Genomic DNA, 2,650 nt, shown 5'->3' on the forward strand with positions numbered 1-2,650 from the left:
GCCCTGTGTGCATAGTCATACGCATAAATGCGGGGCCATGCATAAACGGCCGTTGGGGGTGTGCACGGGGTGGGTGCACGGGGGGACGTTCACAACAGAAGGGCCCGGGCGGATGGCCCGGACCCTTCGAGCTGGTTCCATCGTAACGGCCGTTTATGCATGGCCCCGCATTTATGCGTATGACTATGCACACAGGGCCGCGCGCGGCGCCGCCTCATCCCAGGGTCGCCACCAGCACGGCCTTGATCGTGTGCATCCGGTTCTCGGCCTCGTCGAAGACGACCGAGTGCGCGGACTCGAAGACCTCGTCGGTGACCTCCAGCGAGGTCAGCCCGTGGCGCTCGTGGATCTCCCGGGCCACCGCCGTCCCCAGGTCGTGGAAGGCGGGCAGGCAGTGTAGGAAGCGCACGGCGGGGTTGCCCGTCGCCCGCAGCACGTCCATGGTCACCGCGTAGGGGCGCAGGAGTGCGATCCGCTCGTCCCACACCTGCGGGGGCTCGCCCATCGAGACCCACACGTCGGTGGTGAGGAAGTCCGCGCCCCGCACGCCCTCCTCGACCTCCTCGGTGAGCGTGATCCGGGCCCCGGTGCTCTCGGCCAGCGCCCGCGCCCGCGCCGTCACCGACTCCTCGGGCCACAGCGCCCTGGGCGCGACGATCCGCACGTCCATGCCCAGCAGTGCGCCCGTCACCAGGTAGGAGTTGCCCATGTTGCTGCGGGCGTCGCCCAGGTAGGCGTACGAAAGAGCGCCCAGGCCGCGGCCCTGCGGCGCGTGCTCGGTCATCGTCAGCGCGTCCGCCAGCATCTGGGTCGGGTGCCACTCGTCGGTGAGTCCGTTGTAGACGGGCACCCCGGCGTGTGCGGCCAGCTCCTCGACGATCTCCTGACCGCTGCCGCGGTACTGGATCCCGTCGTACATCCGTCCGAGAACGCGCGCCGTGTCCTTGACCGACTCCTTCTTGCCCAGGTGGGAGCCGGACGGGTCGAGGTAGGTGGTGTGTGCGCCCTGGTCCGCCGCGGCGACCTCGAACGAGCAGCGCGTGCGGGTGGAGGACTTCTCGAAGATCAGCGCGATGTTGCGTCCGCGCAGCCGCTGGTCGTCCCGCTCGGTTCCGGCCCGCTTGGCCTCCTTGAGCTGGGCCGCGAGCCCGATCAGGCTCCGGAACTCCTCCGGGGTGAAGTCCAGCTCCTTCAGGAAGTGGCGGCCTGCCAGGTCTGCTGCCATGTCGCTCCTCGTTCGCGCTACTGCTGAGGTTGGAATTGTATACGGTATGTAGAATCTCTATGCGGCCTGCCCGGGGGCGGGCTCACACCGCGTCCCGCTCCACCGGGCAGCTCATGCACCGCGGCCCGCCGCGCCCGCGCCCCAGCTCGCCTCCGGGGATCTCCACCACCTCGATCCCCTCCTGCCGCAGATGGGTGTTGGTGGTGACGTTCCGGTCGTACGCCAGGACGACACCGGGCTCGACGGCGAGCACGTTGCACCCGTCGTCCCACTGCTCCCGCTCCGCCGCCCGCACGTCCTGCGTCGGGGTGAGCACCCGGATCCTGTCCAGTCCGAGTGCGGCGGCGACGGCGCGGTGCATGTGCTCCGGCGGGTGGTCGGTGACCTTCAGCTCCGGCCCGCCCGCGGACCCCGGCGTCCCCGGCTCGATCGTGTACGAGCGGAGCATCCCCAGCCCCTCGTACTGGGTGAAGGTCTCCCCGTCCACCATCGTCATCACCGTGTCCAGATGCATGAACGCCCGCCGCTTGGGCATGTCCAGCGCCACGATGGAGCGGGCCGACCCCCGGGCGAACAGCCCGCGAGCCAGCGTCTCGACGGCCTGCGGAGTGGTCCGTTCGCTCATGCCGACGAGTACGGCGCCGTTCCCCAGTACGAGCACGTCGCCGCCCTCGATGGTCGAAGGGGAGGGGTGCCCCGAACCGCCGCCCGCCCAGGTGTGGAAACCGTCCTCTTGCGCGGCGGCGGCGAACAGCGGATGGTGCCGGTAGACGGCCTCGAAGTGGACGGTCTCCCGCTGCCGCGCGGGCCATCGCATGGCGTTGATGCAGACCCCGTCGTAGACCCATGCCGACGAGTCGCGGGTGAAGATGTGGTTGGGCAGCGGGGCGAGCAGGAAGTCGTCCGCTGCCATGACGTGGAAGCGGACCGAGGACGGCTCGGCGCAGCGCTCCAGGTACTCCCGCTTGGTCATGCCCCCGATCAGCGCCTCGGTCAGCTCGGGTGTCGGCATCCGGTCGAAGGACTCCCGCAGGTGACCGGCGGCCAGCGGCCCGTACTCCTGTTCGTCGAAGACCCGGTCCAGCACGAACGCGCGAGCCGCCGGCACCTCCATCGCCTCGGCCAGCAGCTCACCGAAGAGGTGCACCTCGACGCCGAGTTCACGCAGCGTTCCGGCGAACGCGTCGTGCTCCTGCCGGGCGCGGCGCACCCACAGCACGTCGTCGAAGAGCAGATCGTCCTTGTTCGTGGGGGTGAGCCTTTTCAGTTCGAGGCCAGGGCGGTGCACGATGACGCGGCGCAGCCGCCCGGTCTCGGAGTCGACATGGAATCCCATGCGCTCATCCTGGCGGAGTGCTCATGCGCTCGCGAGAAACCCCCGACAGCGGCCGAGCCGGAGCACCGACCGGCTCCCCGCCCCCCGGC

General features: G+C 69.9%; 2 protein-coding genes. Both read right to left on the minus strand.

Features of this window, described 5'->3' with window-relative positions; translation table 11 throughout:
• Window positions 1-214: 214 nt before the first annotated feature.
• Entirely contained in the window at window positions 215-1,225 is a 1,011-nt protein-coding gene (gene argF / locus AB8Z75_RS33120) for an ornithine carbamoyltransferase (RefSeq protein ID WP_369208550.1), read from the minus strand.
• An 82-nt stretch (window positions 1,226-1,307) separates the two neighbouring features.
• The gene (locus AB8Z75_RS33125; RefSeq protein ID WP_369208552.1) at window positions 1,308-2,561 is read right to left on the minus strand and encodes an arginine deiminase; all 1,254 of its coding nucleotides are present in this window, start codon (window positions 2,559-2,561) and stop codon (window positions 1,308-1,310) included.
• Window positions 2,562-2,650 lie beyond the last annotated feature (89 nt).

The sequence above is a fragment of the Streptomyces sp. PU-14G genome, assembly GCF_041028275.1.
Classification (GTDB): domain Bacteria; phylum Actinomycetota; class Actinomycetes; order Streptomycetales; family Streptomycetaceae; genus Streptomyces.